Consider the following 22,991-nt stretch of genomic DNA (forward strand, 5'->3'; position numbering starts at 1 on the left):
TGAAGAATCCTTAGAACGCTTTCTCGTGACACGGTTTCTAGACTATAATCACAAGTTTGGCATGCGTTGTCATCGAGGCTTTGAAAAGGCCAAATCAGAATTGATACACATGTTTGAAGCACTGGAAAATTAAGCTCTAGCACCGATCCGCCATCCTTGACCTTGTTTGCGGTCGTGGTGGTGTGTAGGTTGTCGGATGGGAACAATAAAGCCCTATGTGGGGACTTTATCCGCACACCTAGCGTACCACGACCGATCTTTTTAAGTTCTCGCTGGCCGGGTCCCTGAACCCAACCAGCAAGAACTAAGAAAAGGCACAAGGTCAAGGACAAGCAGCTACCGCTGTGGCACTGTGTTTCACCTAAAATAGAAGTTTTACCAAGTAAAATAAGCAGGCTAACTTATCTACTGGAAATAGGGTTATTTACACAAAATTATTGACACACCCGTTTCCAGGAACCCCCACAATATACGTTGCGGTTAATAATAGTAAGAATTTATCAAACTATAATTTATCATCGATTCACACATGTATTAGTGGATCTTCACCCCTTTCAATTGAAGTAAAAAATCAATTTGAAAGTTTAACAGGCGCTAAGTTGGTTGATGCTTATGGACTTTCAGAAGCATCACCGGTTACCCATAGTAATCCTGTAGAAGGTGTACAAAAGCCTGGTAGTATGGGGCTACCGATCTCTGGTACTGATTGTAAGATTGTAGATTTAGTTGATGGTGTAACAGAAATGAAAACAAATGAGCCTGGAGAGTTAATTGTCAAAGGTCCCCAAGTGATGCTAGGTTATTGGAATCGAGAAGAAGAAACAAAAATAGCTCTAAGAGACGGTTGGCTGTATACAGGAGATATTGCTTATATGGATGAAGATGGCTACTGTTTTATTGTCAGTCGGAAAAAAGATGTTATTATTGCAAGTGGTTATAATATTTATCCACGAGAAGTAGAAGAAATTTTATACGAACATCCATCTGTTCAAGAGACAGTTGTTTGTGGTGTACCTGATTCATACAGAGGGGAAACAGTAAAAGCATTTGTTTTATTGACAGAAGATTCAGTTCAAGTAACGGAGCAAGAATTAATTAGTTTCTGTCGTGAAAGATTAGCTCACTTTAAGGTGCCTACATCTGTTGAATTTAGAGAAGTGTTACCAAAATCAACTGTTGGTAAAATATTAAGAAGAAAATTAATAGAAGAAGAACTAGCAAAGTTAAATAAATAACTGGATGGGCCACACTTAATTGGATAGAATCGTTAAGATATTTTAAACTAGCATATCCCAATAAAAGTGGAGGGGTATCTATCATATGTAGAAGACCAAGAAGAAAATTCACAAGAGATTTTTAAAAATAATCTAACTCCTAAACAGAAGAGCTAATCAAATTGCGACTATAAAAGTAAAGACTAATTACAGTGAATGATATTGTAAGCAAGCTACATTACTCATTGGTCGAAACTATATGTATTAAGTACTAACTACTCGATATCAGGAATGTGTGAGACCCTATAAATTCCGGATATAGCAGTTTTAATTGATGGAAAATTAAAAAAATAAATGAACTAAAACTAACAGGAAAAGAAAAACTAAAAATGAATTATAAAAGTTGAAACGGCAAGTTAAGCTCACATCATCGTATGGGGGTGAATTTTATTTGTGGAAGTGAATGTAATTATCAACTAACTGATGAAGCGTTTGATGCATTAGTTATTAAGCGAGTATTAAGTAACAATGCTTTATAAAAATTCAGTAAAAGAATCAACGTTTAAAACGTTTAAAACGATTAAATGTAGTTTATTAAAGGCAGAGTATTCTCAGCCTAACAAGAACTTGGGGTTAGAGTTATCTATTATGTAACGAAAACTAGTTAATCATATTCGAATTCATGATTCATTGGACTATTTAATACCAATGGGATCCAAGTGTAAGCTTGAAATTGATATGATCACGAACTAACATAGAAACGCACTTTATTTGGAGGAGCGGGTATGCTAGCCTTTGGCGCCAGGCAAGTAAGTCTTTTGAACAATTAATGATGTGGCATGGGAATCATACCCGCAAAGCTCCAAGTCAAGCGATAAAATACGCCATAATTATCTCACTTCACTTTATTTTGATCCATTTTTACATCTTGCATTTCCAAAAAGATGTGTTATAATAATTTAAAAGATTCTGATAATACTAACCAGTAGGTATTAATGTGATTATATACTGCATATAAATCATGATAGAGAACTTTTTGATTCTTAGTGTACCTGTTCTTTTTACAACAGGGCCCGCTCAATAGATGAACATATATTTCCATCCAAACCCATATCAAATAATGCCTTGAATAAAACTACATAAGAATAGATGCTAATCATTTTTTTCTAACATGTTTGTCGACTTGCACTAATCGTGTGAAACGAGCAAGGAGATGTGGAACATACAATGCGATTGTCAAAAGGAGCCAATTAAAAGATTAACATTCACTTAATGTAAGCGCATCCAATCAACGTGCAATCGTCTAATCGTTTACATGGGAAAAATAGTTCGGAAATTTAGCCAAGTGTAATCACAACTTCCGTCAATCAAAAACGATATTTTCTTCGACAAAAAGGAGGCTTGCCATAACTTGAAAAAGATTGCTAAAGGAGCGATTCAACATGGAAATTAAAGTCCGGGTTAATGAAACAGATATGCTAGGCCATATCAATCATGCTAGTTATTTTACATATATGGAAGAAGCGCGATTAGACTTTTTAAGAGGATTAGGGATGGATGTAAAAGATGAGAACTTTATGATTGTCCTTGCATCGGCAACATGTGACTTTATTCAACAAGGATATTTTGGGCAATCGTTGGAAGTACAAACAACCGTCAAAAAAATCGGCACTACAAGTTTTACGTTAGGAAATGACATTTTAGAAAAAGAGTCCAATGAGTTAATTGCCCAAGGAGAAGTAACCGTCGTTTATTTTGATAAAGAAAATCAGAAGCCAACACCACTCCCAGCAGAATTGAAAGAACAATTACAGGCGCATATTTCACCTCATAACGAAACAAAGTCTTCATAAAACAACAAATAAAAAAGATAAACAGTTCCTTGATCCAATTTCTAATTAAAAAGGATGAGTAAAACAGAAAAATATAGGAGGAAATGTCAAATTGAAAGCAATTCAATTGAATGAATATGGTGGACCAGAAGTTTTGCAATTGATCGATACCGAAGTACCATCTCTTGGTGAACAAGATGTATTAGTTGAAGTAAAAGCAGTTGGTGTCAATTATGCTGATACTGCTAGACGTCAAGGTGAATACGTTGTTCCTACACCATTACCATTTATTCCCGGATCAGAAGTTGCTGGTGTAGTGGCCGGTGTTGGGGAGAACGTGCAAGGTATTGAAAAAGGAATGCGTGTTGTTGCATTGATCGAGGCGGGTGGTTATGCAGAATATGCAGTTGTTCATGCGAAGGCGTTAATTCCAATTCCTGATGGTATGTCTTTTGCAGAAGCCGCCGCACTACCTGTGCAAGGGCAAAGTGCATATCATATTTTAAAAACAATGGGGCAACTACAGGAAGGTGAAACTGTTCTTGTTCATGCTGCGTCTGGGGGAGTTGGTTTATTAGCTGTTCAGTTGGCGAAAATATTTGGCGCAGGAAAGGTTCTTGCAACTGCAAGCACGCCAGAAAAGCTTCAGCTAGCTGAAAAGATGGGGGCAGATAAACTAATTAATTATTCAGAAGCTACATGGGATCAAGAAGTGCAGCAATATACCAATGGTACAGGTGTCGATGTGGCGCTAGAAATGGTTGGCGGAAGTATATTTCATCAGACGCGGAAATGTTTAGCAGATTTTGGTCGACTTGTTATTTATGGAGTGGCTAGTGGTGAGCAAGCAAAATTCCATCCAGCATCTTTAATGGCGAGGAATCAAGCCGTTGTAGGTTTTTTCTTACCGCAAATTATGAAACGGCCGGATTTGTTTAGAAACAGTTTCCAAGAAATTTTAACATATGTGCAGCAAGGAAAATTAAAACTAACAATCGGTGGCACATATCCATTAGCTGAAGCGGCTCATGTACATCAACTTTTTCATGAAAGAAAAACGACAGGAAAAATTGTTTTAGAACCTTAAAGAACAACCCATTTACACGATTATGTAGGAGGTGAAGCTAACCAAAAAACTCGAGAATCTACTATATTATTGTACGTACAAAAAAGGTGATACGTAAGGTCAGTCAGTACAAATAGTTTTTAAATATTGTAGGAGGTGCCAATATGGGTGAGCAAATTGAGACGGTAACTGGTCCCATTTCAGTAAGTGATATGGGAAAAACTTTAATCCACGAACATTTTTTGTTCGGTTATCCAGGATATAGTGGCGATGTTACGTTAGGTCCATTTAACCGGGAAGAGGCTGTCCGAAAAGGTATTGAAGCAGCTAAGGCTGTTATGAAACATGGGGTTAAAACTGTTGTCGATCCAACGCCAAATGAGTGTGGACGGAATCCGGAAGTATTAAAGGAGATTTCCGAAGCTACTGGTCTACAAATTGTATGTGCAACGGGTTATTACTATGAAGGGGAAGGTGCAACAACATACTTTAAGTTTCGTCACACATTAGGAACGGCTGAGAAAGATATATATGACATGTTTATGACAGAAATAGAGGAAGGAATCGCTAATACAGGGATTCGGCCAGGTGTTATTAAATTAGCAACGAGTAAAGATGAAATTACGCCGTATGAACAGCTGTTTTTTACGATTGCAGCCCGTGTTCAGCAAGAAACAGGGATTATGATTCTCACCCATACGCAGGAAGGAACGATGGGTCCAGAACAAGCGAAGATGCTCGTTGATGCCGGTGTTGATCCAGGCAAAATCGTTATTGGTCATATGTGTGGAAATACGGATATCGAATATCAAAAGAACACATTAGCAACGGGCGTGAAAATCGGCTTTGATCGGTTTGGAATCCAGCAGTTAGTCGGTGCTCCGATGGATGAGGAGCGCGTGGAAACATTGCTACAGCTACTAGAAGCGGGCTATGAAAAACAGATTATGCTGTCCCATGATTCGATTAATTATTGGTTAGGTCGAGACCCGGAAATGAGTGCGGAAGTAGCAGAACTCGTGAAAAATTGGCATCCTGTTCATCTTTTTGAAAATATTATTCCAGCACTCCAGAAAAAAGGAGTAGCGAATGAAACGATAGAGACGATGTTTCGTTTGTAAATGCAGTTTAAAAAACTTAGGGAGGAATCATGTGTGGGAAAACCCTGGCTAAATCATTATCCCGAACATATTAGACGGGAAATCGAAGTACCCGATCTATCACTTCCTGAGATGTTAACAGAAGCTATTCATCGTTATGGAGACCAATCAGCTATTTACTTTTATGGAGAGGAAATAACGTATAACCAACTTGGGGAAATGGTGCAATCATTCGCTGCTAGTCTTCAGGAACAAGGACTAGAAAAGGGCGATCGAGTTGCACTGATGTTGCCGAATTGTCCCCCATATATCATTAGTTACTATGGTATTTTACTAGCTGGAGGAATGGTTGCTCAAGTAAATCCACTGCTTGTCGATAAGGAACTAGCCCATATTTTAATCGATTCCGGTTCCAAAACGATTGTAATTTACGAGCCATTGCTTCCTGTATTGCATGCCATTATCGATCAAACAGAGATCGAACATGTCATTGTTGTACGTTTGGGAGAAAATGAAGCGAAACATGATCAAGCAGTCGACTTTGAAACATTTTTAAAAAAGGCAACCACCCCCCCTGATCCAGTCGCTATTGATAGCGTGGAAGATACGGCGGTTTTACAGTACACAGGTGGAACGACTGGACGTTCTAAAGGGGCAATGCTGACCCATCGGAATTTAGTTGCGAATGTAATCCAACAATACGAATATTTTCAAGATGTGCTTACACCTGGAGAAGATCGTGTCCTTACTGTTATTCCTTTGTTTCATGTATATGGGATGACATCTTGTATGAATCTTTCTCTTTACACAGGAGCCATGAGTATTTTATTGCCGAGATTTGATTTAGAAGAAGTACTCCAAACAATTCGTGATGTACAACCGACATCCTTTCCAGGTGTACCGACGATGTATATCGCATTAAATAGCCACCCGAAACTTAGTGAATACCAAGTTGATAGTATAAAAATTTGTAATAGTGGTAGTGCGCCTATGCCACAGGAAGTTTTACGATCCTTTGAAAAGCAAACCGGTGCTACGATTTTAGAAGGCTATGGATTATCCGAAACTTCGCCAACTACGCATTGTAATCCATTTTTTGGAACCCGGAAGCTGGGGAGTGTCGGAATTGGCGTTCCAGGAACGGATTATAAAATTGTGGATCTAGCGGAAGGAACAAAAGAACTTGCACCAGGCGAAATTGGGGAGGTTCTCATTAAAGGTCCCCAAGTAATGAAAGGCTACTGGAATATGCCAGAAGAAACAGCACAAACATTGCAAGATGGTTGGCTATCTACCGGTGATATCGCTTATATGGATGAGGATGGATATTTATTTATTGTCGATCGCAAAAAAGATCTTATTATTGCTAGTGGTTACAACGTATATCCCCGTGAAGTGGAGGAAGTTTTATATGAGCATCCGGCCATCGAGGAAGCAGTCGTCGTAGGGGTGCCTGATTCCTATCGTGGAGAAACAGTTAAAGCAGTCGTTGTCTTAAAAGAAGGCGCATCATGTAAGGAAGAAGAACTAATAGCGTATTGCCGAAAAAATATGGCTGCATATAAAATACCACGAATCATAGAATTTAGAGATGAATTACCGAAGACAAGTGTCGGCAAAATATTACGTCGGAAAATAAGAGAAGAATCACAAAATAAGTAGAATCATTATCATGAATCAGACATGATACAAAACTGGGATGCTTCTAGAAAAATGATTAATTTACCCGAATTATGTTGGAGGATAAAAGGAAGAAACGTATAAAGTGAATAAATTATATACCGTTGCACCAATGAATGCAGCAATCTTACAATACCCGGGAATTGAAAACAGAGACTTGACTTCCCTGGAGTTAAATTTTGCGACAAGTTTTGGAATGCAAGTAGATGAAGAATTGGCAAATGCTTGGGAAAAAGTAACTGACGGCTGTTTACTTTTTGAAGCGTCTTATGGTTTAAGTGAAACACATACATGTGACACAATTATGCCAATCGACAAAGTGAAACATGGTTCCTGTGGTATTGCTACGTATGATACAGAAATTCGTATTGTCGATATGGAAACTGGTGCCGATTTACCTCCTGGAGAACAAGGAGAAATTGTCGTTAAAAACCCTGGAGTATTCAAAGGTTATCTCAACCGGCCAGAAGATACAGCGGAAACATTGCGAGATGGTTGGGTGTTTACTGGCGATATTGGAATGCTTGATGAGGATGGATATTTATATTTTAACGGTCGTTTAAAAGAAATGATCAAATCATCCGGATTTAGTGTTTTTCCCGAAGATGTAGAAGCTTTATTAAGTGAACATGAAGCTATTTCCCAAGTTGCTGTCATAGGTATTCCAGATGAAGTTCGTGGCGAAAGTGTCAAAGCATTTATCGTGTTAAAACAAGAATACAAAGGGAAAATCTCTGAAGATGAAATCATTGCATGGTCCAAAGAAACAATGGCTGCATACAAGTATCCACGTGAAGTAGAATTTCTTGATAGTTTACCAGCAACGAGTTCAGGCAAAGTGCTGAGACGGTTATTAAAAGAGAACTAATACCTAGGATGGTGGATGGGATTGACCCATTAAACGAACTATCAATAGTAAATGAAAATAAAAGAGATAAGGGAGAAAGCTATGGAAAACGTCAAAGAGAAATGTATGGAAAACGTAATCAACGAACTAATGGAGCGAAAGGAAAAAGCTAAGCTTGGAGGCGGTCCAGAAAAAATTGCTAGACAACATGAGTCTGGTCACTATACTGCTAGAGAACGTATTGAAAAGCTAGTTGATCCTGGAACGTTTCTTGAATTAGGTTTACTAGCCCATTCCGACCAACCTGGAAGTGAAGAAATAAGTGCAGGAGATGGTGTCATTACGGGGCTTGCAAAAGTAAATGGGCGGCCGATTGTTTTACAAGCGGCAGACAAAACAGTTTTTGCAGCAACAGAAGGAATGGTCTATTTTCGCAAAACAAAAGCGGCCCATGCCTTTGCCGTAAAACGTGGATTTCCTTTAGTGAATTTAATGGAAGGTGGCGGTTTACGGATGCCGGATGGGATGGGCTCTGATGGTATTAGCCAAATGCTTTTTCCAGATGAACTTTTATTACACCATCGCCAAGTTCCAATGGTGACAGCGATTTTAGGAGATAGTTTTGGTGGACCAACATGGACTGCCGTATCTTCCGACTTTGTTACCCAAGTAAAAGGAACAACGATGGCAGTTGCTGGCCCGCGTATGCTCGAAATAGCAACAGGGGAGAAGGTGACGAATGAAGAATTAGGTGGTTGGCAAGTACATGCTAATCATACAGGACAGGTGGAACATTTCGCTGAAAATGAAGAGGTGGCCATTGATGAACTGAAACAGTTTTTAGACTATATGCCCCTCCATAGCGGTGAAGAACCACCTTATCGGGAAACGATGGATGATCCTTATCGAAGCCTAGATGAAGTAGTTGATCTTGTACCTACAAGGCAAAAACGGGCCTATGATATGAAAAAAGTAATAAAACAAATCGTCGATGATGGTACGTACTTGGAGCTAAAACCAAGTTATGGTCCTGCTATTATTACCGTCTTAGCCCGGATCAATGGCAGAGTCGTAGGAATTATTGCTAACAATCCGATGCAGTTTGCGGGAGCGGCTGGAACGAAGGAGTCGGATAAGGCTACCGATTTCATCGTCTTATGTGATTCCTATCATATACCGCTCATTTTTTTACACGATACGCCGGGCTTTCGTGTGTCAAGTGAAGCAGAGAGATTAAAGATGCCTACAAAAATTATGGTCTGGAACCAAGCACTTGCCCAGTCAACGGTTCCGAAGATTTCTGTTGTTATTCGAAAAAGTATTGGAGCTGCTTATGGGAATATGTGCGGCCCGACAATGGGAGCTGACTTTGTTGTTGCCTGGCCTACAGCTGAGATTAATTTTACTGGACCAGAAGTTGGCATTAACGTTGTTTATGGTCAGCAATTAAAGAACGCTGAAAATCCAGAAGAAGAACGTGAAAAATTACTGAAGCTTTGGGGTTTTGATGCTTCTCCTTATAAAGCAGCCGGTAAGTATCTCATTGATGATGTCATTGACCCTCGGGATACACGCAAATTTTTAGCCCAGACATTGGAATACGCCTGTAACAAAAACGGTGCAAAAAGTGAGCGACTTCTAGCTAATTGGCCAACTGGCTACTAGCTATAAAATGGATAGATTCATAGAAAGTGGGAGATCTTATGCGATTAAAAAACAAAGTAGCTATCATTACAGGGGGCGGAGGAGATATCGGAAGAGCAATCGCTTTACGTTTTAGCGAAGAAGGTGCCCAAGTGCTTGTTGCTGATATTTCAAAGGAAGCAGGGCAGGAAACAGTAGAAATGATTAACAATCGGGGTGGAAAGGCAGTATTTCACCGGACCGATATGACCAAACAAGATGAAGTGAAAGCATTGATAGAAAAAGCACTTGATACATTTCAGCGGATTGACATCGTCTGTAACAATGCAGGAGTAAATAGTGAAGAGAAAAAAATTCCGGATGTTTCCTTAGAGGAATGGCAGAAAGTAATTGCTATTAATCTGACAGGGGTATTTTTAGGGATGAAATATGCAATTCCTTCACTGGAGCCAGGTAGTTCGATTGTAAATATCGCAAGTATCGCTGGCATCAAAGGACAAAAACTCGTCTCTCCTTACTCTGCTTCCAAAAGTAGTGTCATGACACTCACTAAAACGGCGGCAACAGAGTTTGGGAGAAAAAATATCCGTGTCAATGCTGTTGCTCCAGGGGTAATCGATACAAAAATGGTCGATGATTGGAGAAAAACAGATAAGTGGCCTATCCTGTCTACCGCCAATGCTTTACGAAGAATAGGAAAAGCCGAAGAGGTTGCAAATGCTGTTCTTTTCTTAGCATCCGATGAAGCATCATTTATTACAGGAGAAACATTGATTGTTGACGGAGGAACATTGAATCTGTAAGAGAAGTTATAAACGTACGTAATAAAGAAATAGAAACTCAAGCATACCTACTGGTTAGTATAAAGGGATAATAGCGAAAGGACGTGAATGGAATGCACTTACGATTAACAGATGAACAAAAAATGGTCCAGGAAACGATTCGTAAATTTGTCGAAAACGAATTGATGCCATTGGAAAATGAAGTATTACGAAATGAAAGAGAGGGAAAACCGAGTTTACCGAAGGAAAAAATAGAGGAATTGCAACTAAAAGCAAAGGAGGCAGGTTTTTGGGGGATTAATACACCTGCAGAATATGGTGGATCCGATATTGGGCATATGATGCTTGCCATCGTTTTAATGGAAGTTTCCAAAACATTTGTCCCTTTTCAATTCGGAGGTTCCGCAGATAACATTCTTTATTACGGAAATGACGAGCAAAAAGAAAAATATTTAATACCAACGATTAACGGAGAAAAGAAATCTTGTTTTGCGATGACAGAGCCAGATGCCGGTTCGGATACTCGCAATTTACAAACAACAGCCGTTCGAGATGGGGACGAATGGGTAATTAATGGGGAGAAAACATTTATTACCGGTGGAAATGAAGCAGATTTTGTCATGGTTATAGCTGTAACAGATAAAGAAAGACATGCACGTAATGGTAGAGATGGTGTAACTTGTTTTATCGTCGATCGAGAAATGGGTTGGCGCTCCGAGTATATTCATACGATGGGGGAGTGGGGACCTGCCTCTATCATTTTCGAAGATGTACGTGTCCCAGAAGAAAATATATTAGGTGAACTACATGGCGGCTACGATCTTGGCCTAGAATGGATTGGGTTTGCGCGCTGGGTAGTTGGTGCAACAGCCGTAGGCGCTGCAGAACGGCTACTGCAAATGGCGATTGACTATTCGAAAGAACGTAAAACTTTTGGCAAACCAATTGCAGAACGGCAAGCAATCCAGTGGATGATTGCTGATTCAGCTGTTGAGATTGAAGCAGCGAAATGGCTTGTTTTAAATGCGGCATTCACACTCGATCAGGGTGAAGATAACCGTCATTTAGCATCGATGGCCAAACTATACGGATCCAATATGGGAAATCGCGTTGTCGATCGTGTTTTACAAATCCACGGGGGCATGGGATATACACGCGAGTTGCCAATTGAACGCTGGTATCGGGAGGCACGATTATGGCGGATTTACGATGGTACAGATGAAATACAACGTCTAATTATTTCAAGAAATCTATTAAAAGGTCATGTTCAAGTAGGTCAATTTATTTAAAATAAATGATAAACATTAGGGGGTACTAGATATGACACAACGATTTACTGGAAAGGTAGCTTTCATAACAGGTGGAAGCCGAGGAATTGGTCAAGGAGTTGCGAAAAAATTAGCAGCAGAAGGGGCGAAAGTAGCAATTATTGATATTAATGAAGAGGCCCTTCACGAAACGGAAAAAGAACTCAAGGATCAAGGATATGAAATTTTAGCTAAGCAAGCAGATGTGGCAGATGCCCAACAAGTAGAAGCAGTTATGGAAGAAACAGTTGAGAAGTTTGGTTCTTTAGATATTTTAGTTAATAACGCAGGGATCATTCGGGATAATCTTTTATTTAAAATGACCGATAACGATTGGCAACAAGTGATGGATGTGCATTTGAAAGGGGCTTTCTATGCATCCCGGGCAGCTCAGAAATACATGGTTGATCAGAAGTATGGAAGGATTATTAATGTTTCTTCCACATCTGCCCTAGGTAATCGTGGGCAAGCCAACTATGCAACAGCCAAAGCGGGAATCCAAGGTTTTACAAAGACATTAGCGATTGAACTTGGAAAATTTGGGATTACCGTTAATGCAGTTGCTCCTGGCTTTATTGAAACTGAAATGACAAAAGAAACAGCAAGACGTGTTGGCATTACCTTTGATGAGTTAGTCGAAATGAGTGTTAGCCAAATCCCTGTTGGCAGAAGTGGAAAACCGTCAGATATTGCCAATGCAGTTGCCTTTTTTGCAGATGAGGCATCGTCCTTTGTCAATGGGCAAGTAATTTATGTAGCTGGCGGACCTACGGTTTAAATGAAAAAAAGAAAGGTGAAATGATCCATGTTTAAAGAAATGATCGGAAAACGTTCGGAAAAAGTAAAAAACATAGTAGAACGGGGCATGGTAAAAAAATTCGCCGAAGCTATCGGCGATCCGCACCCAATTTTTATCGATGAAGCGTATGGGAAACAATCCAGGTATGGCAAAAATATTGCACCACCGACGTTTCCCAGAGTGTTTGAATATGGCGAGATTGAGGAGTTACAGCTACCGAACAAAGGGTTAATCCATGGGGAACAAATCTATCATTACAAAAGACCATTATTCGTAGGGGAAACGATTTATTGCTATACAGAAGTAGCTGATTATTATGAAAAAACGGGTAAAAATGGCTGGATGGGTTTTATTATTTTAAAACTTTATGGGGAAGATGCAGAAGGTGAAAATATATTTACGGAAGAACAAGTTGTCATTATTACCGAAACTGTTCGAAAGGAATTGGTACGATGAAACAATTAGCAGAACTTCGTAGTGGCGATGTATTGGACGAGAAAACATTAGAACCTGTAACGAGACTTGATTTAATTAAGTATGCCGGAGCTTCCGGTGATTATAATCCGATTCATACGATCGATGAAGAGGCAAAAAAATTAGGACTTCCTGGAATTATTGCCCACGGCATGTGGACGATGGGAAATCTTGCTAAATTGTTTACCCCATATTTAGAAGAAGGATTTATCCAAGATTATACCATTCGATTTTCGGGGATGGTTTTTCTCGGTGATGTCCTAACATTACAAGCAAAACTACAGGAAAAAGATGGGGAAAAAATGGACTTTCACGTAGCAGCGGTAAATCAAAGCGGTACAGAAGTGATTAAAGGGAATGTCGTTTTTCAAACGTATACATAAGGAGGAGAGGAATCAATGAAGCGGGATGCTGTTATTGTATCAGCCGTTCGAACGCCAATTGGTAGGCAAGGTCAAGCACTAGCATCCATTCCTGCACATGTATTTGGTGCGGAAGTGATGAAAGAAGCAATTAAACGAGCAACGATTGACCCAAATCAAATTGATGACGTTATTATGGGAAATGTGTTAAGTGGTGGTGGAAATATTGCTCGCTTAACAGCTTTACAAACGGGTTTGTCGATGGAATTACCAGGTCTTACCGTGGATCGTCAATGTGGTTCGGGAATTAATGCGATTATGTTGGCAGCACAAGCCATTCAAGCAGGAGCTGGTGATGTTTATGTAGCTGGTGGAATTGAAAGTATGAGCCGGGCACCTCATTTATTGGAACGTGCGGAGCGAGCATATAGTCCGGTGCCACCAAAAATTAAAAATGCCCAGTTATCACCGGAAGAAATAGGAGATCCACCTATGGGCATTACAGCAGAAAACTTAGTGAAAAAATATGAAATATCAAGAGAAGAACAAGATGATTTTGCCTTACGTAGCCAACAAAGAATGGCTCGGGCGATGGAAGAAGGACGTTTCGCAGAACAAATCGTGCCCATTACAATTCCAGTACGAAGAGGTGAACCCCTTCAATTTGATACAGATGAACATCCACGTCCGGATTCGACAAAAGAAGGGTTAGCCAAATTACCACCAGCATTTCTAAAAGGTGGTACGGTGACTGCGGGAAATAGTTCAGGTCTTAACGATGCGGCTAGTGCGCTTGTCATTATGTCGCGGGAAAAAGCGGAACAAATAGGAGTTACCCCCCTTGCGGTAATTCGTGAATCCGCAGTAGCCGGTGTGGATCCGAATATTATGGGGATAGGTCCAGTTCCAGCTACGGAAAAAGTAATGGAACAGGCAGGAATGCAACTGGAGGATATGGATATTATTGAAATCAATGAGGCGTTTGCAGCGCAAGTAATCGCCTGTGATCGGGAGCTTGGAATGGACCCGGAGAAAGTAAATGTGAATGGTGGAGCAATTGCCCACGGGCATCCACTTGGTGCTACGGGGGCAATTCTTACGACAAAGGCTGTCTATGAATTAGAGCGATCAAATAGTCGTTATGCCTTAATTACAGCGTGTATCGGTGGTGGTCAAGGAATTGCGATGATCATAGAACGGGAGAAAGAATGAGGAGAATAAGGATGTCAACAGTTCATACTATTGAAGTTTATGTACGTTTTAGTGAAACAGATGCCGCGGGACATGTCAATAATACGAGTCATTTTTTGTATCTCGATGAAGCACGTTCGAAGTTTTTTAAACAACTAGGTATAGGGGAAGCACCAGAAGACGCAACATTCAATTTAATCTTAGCGTCTACGACATGTGATTATTTAGCCCAAGCGTATGCTGCTGAAATTTTAAACGTTACGACAACTGTTTCGAAAATAGGGACTAAAAGCTTTACGTTATATCAAGAAATTACAAATAAAGAGACAGGAATTACCATTGCCAAATCGACTGCTACATTAGTTTGTTTTAATTATGTGGAGCAAAAAACGGTACCCATCCCGCCTGAATTAAGAGAAAGGTTGCAACAAATGTCTGTAAAATCCGTTTGATATTCGTGATGAAAGCCTATTTTTCTTAATGAAAGAAGAAATGTGGTGATTGATCAGATCATAACTATCTAAAGTATAAACAGTCTTCATTTATGTACTACAACTAAAAAATGAATCAAATAGGCATCCATTATGCCTAACTACAATAAAAAATAAGGAGCGATACGATGGGAGTTAAACAAGATAATCATTTGTTAGTAAATGTGAAGGAAGGAATGATGCATGTAACGTTGAATCGCCCAGATAGTTTGAATGCTTTTAGCCCGAGCATGATAACCGGCTTAAAAGAAGCAATCGAAGAAGCGAAGCAAGATGAGGCGATTCGAGTAGTTGTTCTATCCGGTTCCGGCCGCTCATTTAGTGCTGGTGGCGATGTGAAAACAATGGGAACGGCGGAAGGTATCGATGCCTATAACCATATCGGTGAATTAAACGAATTGATTATAGCGATGCGGGATTTAGAAAAGCCGATTATTGCAGCCGTGCATGGCTTTGCGGCAGGGGCAGGATTTAACCTTGCTTTAGCAAGTGATTTAATCCTTGCGGCAGAAGGAAGTAACTTTGTCATGAGCTTTTCGCAAGTTGGATTAGTTTCGGACGGTGGTGGATCGTACTTTTTACCAAGGCTGATCGGCCCACATTTGGCAAAAGAATTATTGTTTACAGCCGAGCCGATAACTGCGGAAAAAGCTTATAAGCTTGGCATTGTCAATCATGTATATCCGCTTGATACATTTGAAGAAAGTGTATTTGCCTTTGCTTCTAAAATTGCAAATGGGCCGACACAAGCATATGGCTTTATCAAGAAAATTACGAACCAATCGTTTACCTCTTCTTTAGATGAAATTCTAGAACAAGAACGGATTACACAAGCTACCCTTGTAACAACGGAGGACCACCGTGAAGGGGTACGAGCGTTTAAAGAAAAAAGAAAGCCTAAATTCCACTAAGAACATATACAGAGTACTTAAGTAATTGCTTTTTCATCAGGATTCATAGCTTTTCGCTAACATCGCTGTGATTGAAAAACGCTCAATATCATAACTCACTAGATGAAGGTCAAAAAAAGTGAATGATGCTTCCGTAGCCTCTATGTCTAGGTACTCATGTTGCATACAGTAATATAAAAGCTTTTCCTACAACTCGGACGAATAAGCGAGCAGAAATTCGAAACTGATAGCGATCTAGGCTACGGGAGCATGGAACAAATAGATTATGCTTTATTTTAAATGATCACGATGATCTAATTTGCTTAAATTTCATATCCAGCAAAATCGGCGAACATCTTATATGTGGATTCAGATAGTTCGCAAAGCTAATCATAGGATTTCTTTAAAGGCAAAACCCTTCCAACCGGTTACTAGCGTAATACTGTCCTTGCAATTTTTTAAGATATCGCTTACAATTGTATTAAATATTCAGAACATACTAACCGGTTAGGATAAAAATGAAGGAGGCTAACAAGATGATTTTCTCACATTCAGAAAAAACAAAAGAACTGAAAGAGAAGTTACTACGGTTTATGGATGAGTATGTATACCCGAATGAACGTGTTTATGAGGAACAATTGTTAGAGCAGGAAGATCGTTGGGCTCGTGTACCGCCAATTATGGAAGAGTTAAAAGCAAAGGCAAGGGCAGAAGGCCTATGGAATTTATTTTTACCTGATTCGGAGTATGGGGCTGGTTTGACGAATTTGGAGTATGCTCCATTATGTGAAATTATGGGTCGGTCGCCAATTGCACCAGAAGTGTTTAATTGTAATGCTCCAGATACAGGTAATATGGAAGTTTTAGCTCGATACGGCTCCGAAGAACAAAAAAAAGAATGGTTGGAGCCGCTACTAGAAGGAAAAATTCGCTCTTGCTTTGCGATGACGGAACCAGATGTAGCATCAAGTGATGCAACGAATATTCAATCGAGTATTGTTCGTGATGGGGACGAATATGTTTTAAACGGTCGGAAATGGTGGACTTCTGGAGCAGGGGATCCGCGGACGAAAATTGCAATTTTTATGGGGAAAAGTAATCCGGATGGACCACGTTATGAACAACAATCGATGATTTTAGTTCCATTGGATACACCAGGTGTCAAGATTAAAAGAATGCTGCCGGTTTTTGGGTATGATGGGGCTCCGCACGGTCATGGCGAACTCCTATTTGACAACGTTCGCGTTCCAGCGAGTAATATAATTTGGGGTGAAGGAAAAGGATTTGCCATTGCCCAAGGGCGTCTGGGACCTGGAAGAATCCATCATTGTATGCGGCTCATTGGTGCTGCGGAACGTGCGCTTGAATACTTATGTAAGCGGGTTCAAGAAAGGGAAACGTTTGGGAAACCAATCGCAGAACATGGTGTTGTACAGCACTGGATCGCTGAGTCAAGAACAGAAATTGAACAAGCGCGTCTCCTTACATTGAAGGCGGCACATATGATGGACACAGTTGGTAATAAAGAAGCGCAGGCAGAAATTGCGATGATCAAAGTCGTTGCCCCGAATGTAGCAACGCGAGTTATTGATCGGGCAATTCAAGCATTTGGTGGAGCAGGGGTCAGTGATGACTTTCCACTTGCGAACTTTTACGCAAATGCTCGGACGCTGCGGATTGCCGATGGGCCGGATGAAGTACACAATCGCCAAATAGCAAGATTAGAATTAAGGAAGTATCAATAAGGTTGATCAACTAGCTAACAATCTTTTATGAATAACGGGGGGAATCATAGATGAGTATACTAGATTTATTCAAATTAGACGGAAAAACAGCCATCGTTACCGGAGGTGGCCGGGGGCTTGGCGCACAGATTGCAACAGCATATGCTGAAGCGGGGGCAAATGTCGTTGTTTGTTCGAGAAAATTAGAACCATGTGAAGAAATGAGTAAAAAGTTAAAAGCAGAATTTGGTGTCGACTCACTAGCATTTTCATGTGACGTGACGAATATAGATGATATTAAAAATGTTGTCAAACAAACGAAAGACCATTTTGGATCCATCGACATTTTAGTAAATAATAGTGGTGCTACGTGGGGTGCGGATGTAGTCGATATGCCACTAGAAGCTTGGGAAAAAGTGATCGATGTCAATGTGACGGGAACATTTTTAATGAGTCAAGAAGTTGGAAAAGTAATGATTGAACAAAAACAAGGAAAAATTATCAATATTGCTTCTGTTGCTGGCTTTGGCGGCACACCACCGTTCATGCAAACGATTGGCTATAATACGAGCAAAGGTGCAGTAATGACATTTACAAAAGATTTAGCCGTAAAATGGGGACATCACAATATTAACGTCAATGCGATTGCACCAGGGTTTTTCCCAACAAAAATGTCAAAAGTTCTTATTGAACAAGCAAAGGATCATATTTTACAAACAACACCACTAGGAAGATTAGGAAGTGATTCTGATTTAAAAGGGGCAGCTTTATTTTTAGCTTCCAAGGCATCTGATTATGTAACGGGAGATGTGTTAACGGTCGATGGCGGACAGCATGCACTCTAACAATCGTATTGGTGCTTAATCGATGTTTTTGGTAGATTATAAGTAGTAAAAATAATAGAAAAGAACGGAGCTAATAAGATGAAAGAACAAATTACGCAACAAAGTATTCAATTATTTGAAGAAAAAGGATTCAGTCAAACATCGATTCAAGATATTGTGGATGCCTTACATGTAACAAAAGGAACATTTTATTACTATTTTTCTTCTAAAGAACAATTGCTGATGGATATCCATCTGCAATATATTGATCATCTATTAATGCGCCAACAACAAATTTTGGATAATGAATCGCTATCCCATCGTGAAAAAGTGACAGAAATTATTCTCATGTTAATTAAGGATATTAAAGACAAAGGGTCTAGTGGTCGAGTGTTTTTTAGAGAAATCCGCCACTTAAATAATAAAAATATAGATAAGATTAAGAAAAAACGTAATCAGTTCCGGTTAAATATAGAAGATGTCGTGCGAAGTGGTATGGAAGCAGGTGAGTTTAAGGAAGATCTTCGTCCGGATATGGTTGCTTTTGGCATCTTAGGGGTAACGAATTACAGCTACAACTGGTATAAACCGGATGGCGAAGTTACCCCGGATGAACTAGCAACGATTTTTTCCAATTTGGTGTTAACTGGAATTAGCGTAGATTAAATTTTTCTATAAACGACTGTAAATATATATTATATTATCGTTATACCTACTAGTTAGTATATTTATACAATAAAGGGGTGAGCGAGGGAAATGAGTAATTTATACAGTGAAACAATTCCTGTAAGAAAAGGAGAAGAACTTGATCAGAAACGGTTACAGAAGTTTTTAAATGACCATGTTCCGGAAGCACCAGAGGGAACATTGGAAATAGAGCAATTTGGTGCAGGTCATTCGAATTTAACTTATTTATTAAAAATCGATGATTGGGAAGCTGTATTACGGAGACCCCCTCTTGGGCCGGTAGCTCCGAAAGCGCATGATATGCAACGGGAATATACCATTTTAAAAAACTTACATCCTGTGTACCCAGCAGCCCCCAAACCATATATTTTTTCAGATGATACGTCTGTTGTTGGTAGTCCTTTTTTTATCATGGAGCGCCGGAAAGGAATCTTTCTAGATACAGAGTTTCCAACGCAGATTGATTATACAAGGGAGTTGGGAGAAAAAATTTCGAGCTTGATGGTTGATCAGTTAGTAGAATTACACGAAGTAGACTACACCAAAACAGGCCTCGTTCATTTAGCTAAACCGGATGGATTTTTAGAGCGACAAGTATTCGGGTGGATTAAACGGTATGAGCGAGCCAAAACAGATGAAGTTGCTTATGTTGAAGAACTAACGAGCTACTTAGAAAAAAATATCCCAACTTCTCCACAACCGACGGTTATTCATTACGATTATAAATTAAATAATGCATTATTCTCAGAAGACTTTAGCCAAATGACAGGTTTGTTCGATTGGGAAATGACGACAGTTGGTGATCCGCTAGCAGATGTGGGTGCGGCTATGAGTTACTGGATCCAAGCAGATGATCCAATGATGTTAAAAACAGGCCTTGGTAAGCCGCCAGTGACGATAAAGGATGGATTTTATACACGGGATCAATTTATGGAGGAGTATGCAAAACGAAGTAGACGGGATTTGGAAAATATTGACTTTTACTTAACGTTTGCTTACTTCAAACTCGCGGTAATCTGCCAACAAATTTATTATCGGTATAAACAAGGACAAACACAAGATCAGCGGTTTGCGCATTTTAATGAATTTGTAAAAAATCTCGTCTACTATGCGTGGCAAACCGTGCATAAATCGTAACTTATGCAAGTCATAAACTAAGTTGAAGGTTGGATTCATTTTGATGAAAATAAATCTGTTAATGAAAAAAGAAGAAATTGATCATGAAAAAATAGATCAGACCAAAATAGCTATCGTGCTAGATATTTTACTAGCAACGACAACAATTACAGCAGCTTTATCAGAAGGCGCCGAATGTGTCATTCCTGTTTTAGATGAACAAGAAGCCCGAGCGGAAGGAAAAAAACATGATGAGAAGGATATCTGTCTTACAGGGGAATATGCTGGCATGGTCATTGATGGATTTAATAACCCAGCCCCATCGTTGTTGCTCGATCATGTAAGAGGAAAAAAAGTAATTTTATCAACAACAAATGGGACGGTGGCCATCCGTAACGTAGCAGATGCGAAAAAAACATATATTGCATCGCTGTTAAACGGTCAAGCAGTTGCTGAAGAAATTGTGAAACAATATAACGGGGAGACGATTCTCGTTGTTTGCTCTGGTTCTTCAGGGCAATTTTGCTTAGAAGATTATTATGGTGCGGGGTATCTCATTAATAAGCTCATCCAATTATATGGTGAAGGGAAAATCGACCTTACAGATAGTGCTCGGAGTGCAGCTTTATTTTACGAACGTTTTTCGGAGGATAGTGAAAGAATTCTTGGTGAATCGAAAGTCGGGCAAATGTTAAATCATTTCGGACTGGAAGCGGATGTGAAGTACGCTAGTCAAAAAGGAAAGATCAATCTTATTCCACGACTGATTGGAAAAAAGGTAGTTAGTTAGAACTTCGTTGATTGTAAAAAAGAAATGGTGAAAATGAATCTTTACTATAAAGGGGGAAAACGATAATGAAAAATACGGCTCATTTTGCACATTGGCCATTCGGTCTTACGCGGACAGTGACGGTGCCAGAGACGACAATTTATGATAATTTAGCGATGACAACAAAAAAATATCCAAATAAAGTAGCTATCGAATATTATGGGAGGTCCTATTCGTATCAAGAAATTTATAATGAAGTGGAAAAATTAGCTGCTTATTTAGAAAAGGAGTTAGCTGTTCAACAGGGAGAGCATATGTTGCTTTTTATGCAAAACTCTCCTCATTTTATTATCAGTTTATTCGCAATACTGCGAGTTCGAGCTGTTGTTGTCCCAATTAATCCAATGAGTACAACAGACGATTTGGAGTATTTTATTAATGACGGTGATATTAAACATGCGTTAGTTAGTCAGGAGTTATATGGAAAAGTTGCTCCATTACGGGAAAAGGGTCTACTAGAAGGAGTTATTGTTGCATCCTATTCAGAGTATGCAGCACCTGAGCACGCATTAGGTGAACTACCTCCCGAAGTGGCCGCTCCAACGGAAAGATTTACTAATACGGTTCCATGGTCAGTGGCAATCAATCACGATTTGCAACCTTCTCCGTACACGGGTGAAAGTGAGGATACGGCATTTATACCATACACTTCAGGGACAACTGGTGTTCCGAAAGGGTGTGTCCATACGAATCGGTCAGTTCAAGCGAACACCGTCAGTGCAAATCATTGGGTATCTTTAACACCCGATGTCGTTACGCTAACAACATTGCCTCTTTTCCATGTTACTGGCGTGTTGCATAGTGTGTTTGCCCCTATCTATACCGGAGCGACTATGGTTGTATTGACACGTTGGGACCGCGATTATGCTGCGAAAGCAATCGAAACGTATAGATGTACCCATTGGATTAATATTAGTACGATGCTCATTGACTTTTTAGCTAATCCAAATCTCGAAAAATACGATATTTCCTCGTTACAGCTCGTCGGCGGCGGTGGTGCAACATTACCAGAAGCAGTCGGTAATCAGTTGAAACAAGTAACAGGGTTGGAGTATGTAGAAGGTTATGGATTATCCGAAACGATATCCCATACACATTTTAATCCTCCGCAACGTCCGAAACTACAATGTCTGGGAATTCCTTCATTTAGCGTGGATGCCCGGATTATTGACATTGTTACAGGGGAGGAACTTGGTCCAAACGAGGAAGGGGAACTAATCGTCCATGGTCCGCAACTGTTTAAAGAATATTATAAACAACCGGAGGAAACAGAAGCAAGTCACGTGGTAATTGATGGGAAAAAGTTTTTCAAAACAGGGGATATTGTAACAATGGATGAGGAAGGATACTTTTTCATTGTCGATCGCTTAAAGAGAATGATTAATGCATCTGGATACAAAGTATGGCCGACAGAAGTAGAATCGATCTTATATCAACATCCGGCTGTACAGCAAGCGTGTGTCGTAAGTGCCCCAGATGAAAGACGCGGCGAGACAGTAAAAGCTTTTATTATATTAAATGAAGAGTACAAAGGAAAAGTCACAGAAAATGAAATCATCGAGTGGGCTAAAGGCAAAATGGCAGCTTATAAGTATCCAAGAATGGTGGAGTTTCGCGATCGTTTACCAATGACTTCCAGTGGTAAAATATTATGGCGTCAACTTCAAGATGAAACGGTAAAACAAGCATAAGATTTTAGTTGTTTACAAGCTATTCTGATCAAACCTTGGAAACCGGTTCTGTCCTTCATGGAAACATGAAGGATAGACCGGTATTTTTTTCGTTATTTGGTAGTAAAGGGAGAGGACTTTTTTGTGGTAAGTATCGGGCTTTCTTATGTTTAGAAGTCACTTACTCAAGGGAAAAGTTGCCCCACATGTGCTCAGTACTCGCTCTAGGGAAAATTTATTCCAAAAGCACTTAAAATTTGCTCGTTCTAGCGAAAAAGTTGATCCATGCGTCTTGGAAGTTGTTCATTTAAGGGAAAAAGTTGTTTCTCATGTGTGTGAACTACTCGCCACTTAGCTAACGCTTGAAGTGGGAGCTTCTCAACTCCTCGACGAAAGCACTCTTTCGTCTCCTTGAGCGTTACTTCGGGCAGTCCCTGCCCTAGATGTCCGACGTTTCGGAGT

The 22,991-nt window shown here is 39.8% G+C and carries 19 protein-coding genes and 3 pseudogenes; all 22 read left to right on the forward strand.

Features of this window, described 5'->3' with window-relative positions; translation table 11 throughout:
- A pseudogene (locus GJS40_RS14595) lies at positions 1–133 on the forward strand (IS256 family transposase); the annotation flags it as partial.
- A 316-nt stretch (positions 134–449) separates the two neighbouring features.
- Positions 450–1,235: pseudogene (locus GJS40_RS07855) on the forward strand (AMP-binding protein); the annotation flags it as partial.
- 1,421 nt (positions 1,236–2,656) lie between these two features.
- Positions 2,657–3,067, forward strand: a complete 411-nt coding sequence (locus GJS40_RS07860; protein WP_270897337.1) for an acyl-CoA thioesterase — start codon at positions 2,657–2,659, stop codon at positions 3,065–3,067.
- Between the two features lie 91 nt (positions 3,068–3,158).
- Positions 3,159–4,133, forward strand: coding sequence for a quinone oxidoreductase family protein (locus GJS40_RS07865; RefSeq protein ID WP_270897338.1), 975 nt, complete (start codon positions 3,159–3,161; stop codon positions 4,131–4,133).
- A gap of 143 nt (positions 4,134–4,276) precedes the next feature.
- Positions 4,277–5,233, forward strand: coding sequence for a phosphotriesterase family protein (locus tag GJS40_RS07870; RefSeq protein WP_270897339.1), 957 nt, complete (start codon positions 4,277–4,279; stop codon positions 5,231–5,233).
- A gap of 33 nt (positions 5,234–5,266) precedes the next feature.
- Positions 5,267–6,874: a long-chain-fatty-acid--CoA ligase gene (locus GJS40_RS07875; RefSeq protein WP_270897340.1), complete on the forward strand. Its 1,608-nt coding sequence runs from the start codon at positions 5,267–5,269 to the stop codon at positions 6,872–6,874.
- A 91-nt stretch (positions 6,875–6,965) separates the two neighbouring features.
- A pseudogene (locus GJS40_RS07880) lies at positions 6,966–7,760 on the forward strand (class I adenylate-forming enzyme family protein); the annotation flags it as partial.
- Positions 7,761–7,841: 81 nt separating this feature from the next.
- Entirely contained in the window at positions 7,842–9,404 is a 1,563-nt protein-coding gene (locus GJS40_RS07885; protein ID WP_270897341.1) for an acyl-CoA carboxylase subunit beta, read from the forward strand.
- 38 nt (positions 9,405–9,442) lie between these two features.
- Entirely contained in the window at positions 9,443–10,186 is a 744-nt protein-coding gene (locus GJS40_RS07890) for an SDR family NAD(P)-dependent oxidoreductase (protein WP_270897342.1), read from the forward strand.
- Positions 10,187–10,278: 92 nt separating this feature from the next.
- Positions 10,279–11,454, forward strand: coding sequence for an acyl-CoA dehydrogenase family protein (locus GJS40_RS07895; RefSeq protein ID WP_270897343.1), 1,176 nt, complete (start codon positions 10,279–10,281; stop codon positions 11,452–11,454).
- Positions 11,455–11,485: 31 nt separating this feature from the next.
- Complete coding sequence (gene fabG / locus GJS40_RS07900) at positions 11,486–12,250, forward strand: 3-oxoacyl-ACP reductase FabG (RefSeq protein ID WP_270897344.1); 765 nt, start codon at positions 11,486–11,488, stop codon at positions 12,248–12,250.
- Positions 12,251–12,277: 27 nt separating this feature from the next.
- Complete coding sequence (locus GJS40_RS07905; RefSeq protein WP_270897345.1) at positions 12,278–12,727, forward strand: MaoC family dehydratase N-terminal domain-containing protein; 450 nt, start codon at positions 12,278–12,280, stop codon at positions 12,725–12,727.
- A complete protein-coding gene (locus tag GJS40_RS07910) occupies positions 12,724–13,128 on the forward strand; it encodes a MaoC/PaaZ C-terminal domain-containing protein (RefSeq protein ID WP_188393114.1) in 405 nt (134 codons plus the stop codon). The genes GJS40_RS07905 and GJS40_RS07910 overlap by 4 nt, the downstream gene beginning before the upstream one ends.
- A 15-nt stretch (positions 13,129–13,143) precedes the next feature.
- Entirely contained in the window at positions 13,144–14,319 is a 1,176-nt protein-coding gene (locus GJS40_RS07915; RefSeq protein WP_270897346.1) for a thiolase family protein, read from the forward strand.
- Between the two features lie 11 nt (positions 14,320–14,330).
- Positions 14,331–14,750 (forward strand): acyl-CoA thioesterase, encoded by a 420-nt coding sequence (locus tag GJS40_RS07920; protein ID WP_188393115.1) that lies wholly within the window; start codon positions 14,331–14,333, stop codon positions 14,748–14,750.
- Positions 14,751–14,917: 167 nt separating this feature from the next.
- Positions 14,918–15,700, forward strand: coding sequence for an enoyl-CoA hydratase/isomerase family protein (locus tag GJS40_RS07925; protein ID WP_270897347.1), 783 nt, complete (start codon positions 14,918–14,920; stop codon positions 15,698–15,700).
- 515 nt (positions 15,701–16,215) lie between these two features.
- Positions 16,216–17,424, forward strand: coding sequence for an acyl-CoA dehydrogenase (locus GJS40_RS07930; RefSeq protein WP_270897348.1), 1,209 nt, complete (start codon positions 16,216–16,218; stop codon positions 17,422–17,424).
- A gap of 50 nt (positions 17,425–17,474) precedes the next feature.
- Positions 17,475–18,248, forward strand: a complete 774-nt coding sequence (locus GJS40_RS07935; protein ID WP_270897349.1) for an SDR family oxidoreductase — start codon at positions 17,475–17,477, stop codon at positions 18,246–18,248.
- Between the two features lie 78 nt (positions 18,249–18,326).
- On the forward strand, positions 18,327–18,893 hold the full coding sequence (locus GJS40_RS07940) for a TetR/AcrR family transcriptional regulator (RefSeq protein WP_270897350.1): 567 nt from the start codon (positions 18,327–18,329) through the stop codon (positions 18,891–18,893).
- 90 nt (positions 18,894–18,983) lie between these two features.
- Positions 18,984–20,051, forward strand: a complete 1,068-nt coding sequence (locus tag GJS40_RS07945; RefSeq protein WP_270897351.1) for a phosphotransferase family protein — start codon at positions 18,984–18,986, stop codon at positions 20,049–20,051.
- A gap of 43 nt (positions 20,052–20,094) precedes the next feature.
- Positions 20,095–20,820, forward strand: a complete 726-nt coding sequence (locus tag GJS40_RS07950) for a 2-phosphosulfolactate phosphatase (RefSeq protein ID WP_229733669.1) — start codon at positions 20,095–20,097, stop codon at positions 20,818–20,820.
- A gap of 65 nt (positions 20,821–20,885) precedes the next feature.
- The gene (locus tag GJS40_RS07955) at positions 20,886–22,550 is read left to right on the forward strand and encodes a long-chain-fatty-acid--CoA ligase (RefSeq protein ID WP_270897352.1); all 1,665 of its coding nucleotides are present in this window, start codon (positions 20,886–20,888) and stop codon (positions 22,548–22,550) included.
- Positions 22,551–22,991: the final 441 nt, after the last annotated feature.

The sequence above is a fragment of the Aliibacillus thermotolerans genome (genome assembly GCF_027853235.1).
GTDB lineage: Bacteria > Bacillota > Bacilli > Bacillales > Marinococcaceae > Aliibacillus > Aliibacillus thermotolerans.